This window comes from Promicromonospora kroppenstedtii DSM 19349 (assembly GCF_000515355.1).
In the GTDB taxonomy this organism is placed as follows: Bacteria; Actinomycetota; Actinomycetes; order Actinomycetales; family Cellulomonadaceae; genus Promicromonospora; species Promicromonospora kroppenstedtii.
The window spans coordinates 1-813 of the sequence record NZ_KI911686.1 but is presented as its reverse complement, the minus strand read 5'-3'; the positions used below and the strand labels follow the sequence as shown (position 1 = coordinate 813).

General features: G+C 71.6%; 2 protein-coding genes. One reads left to right on the top strand and one right to left on the bottom strand.

The annotated features are described in order from the left end of the window. Window positions 1-230: hypothetical protein (locus tag PROKR_RS35030; protein ID WP_211240142.1), on the bottom strand; the 230-nt coding region annotated here is incomplete at its 3' end. A 231-nt stretch (window positions 231-461) separates the two neighbouring features. Here PROKR_RS35030 and PROKR_RS14585 point away from each other — a divergent pair. After that, a partial coding sequence (locus PROKR_RS14585; protein ID WP_036964391.1) for an arsenate reductase/protein-tyrosine-phosphatase family protein occupies window positions 462-813 on the top strand: 352 nt, incomplete at its 3' end.

Here is an 813-nt window from a genome sequence, read left to right as displayed (position 1 = left end):
GCGGCGTCGAGCGCGACCCAGGCGAGCAGGAAGGCGACGGCGAGCAGGACGGTCACCGCGCACAGCAGCACCACCCGGAGCGCCCGGCGGCGCCGCCTGGTCCAGAACCGCGGGCCGGTCGGGGCAGTTCCGGATCGACCCGGTACGGGCGATGCGGTCCGCGCGGGGGCACGCGGGGTCGGGAGCGCCTGCGCGCCCATCCATTTCTCGCCCCAGCCGGGGTGGGTCACCGGGCCTCCTGATGGCTCTTTCGGCAAAGTGCGCGTTAGATTACCTGCGGCCCGTCGGGCGGGCGCGGTGAATTGAGTTCCGTGCAAATTCACGAATGCGGTCCGTGCAGGTTCATCTAATGATTTCGAACACAACTGGATGCATAATCACGCGGCAATGCCGTGTTTCATTTCGCGCAATCTCCTGGAAATGCGCCCGCGCGCCACCGTCGCGAGAGAGAGGTACCCCTCATGCCGTTCACCGTGCTCGCCGTCTGCACGGGCAACATCTGCCGCTCCCCGGCCGTCGAGGTGCTCCTGCGGGGCGTCCTGGACGGGTCGGTCACGGTCGGCAGCGCCGGGACGCACGCCGTCGTCGGGCATCCCGTGTCAGCGCCCATGGCGGAGCTGCTGGCCGCCGACGGGTTCCCGCCCACCGGCTTTGCCGCCCGGCAGCTCGTCCCCGCCCTCGTCGAGCGGGCCGACCTGGTGCTCGCCCTGACGCCCGCACACCGGGCCGCGGTGGTCGAGCAGGTCCCGGGGGCGGTCCGCCGCACCTTCACTCTCCGCGAGCTGGGCCGGCTGTCGGGCACCCTGGGCCCGG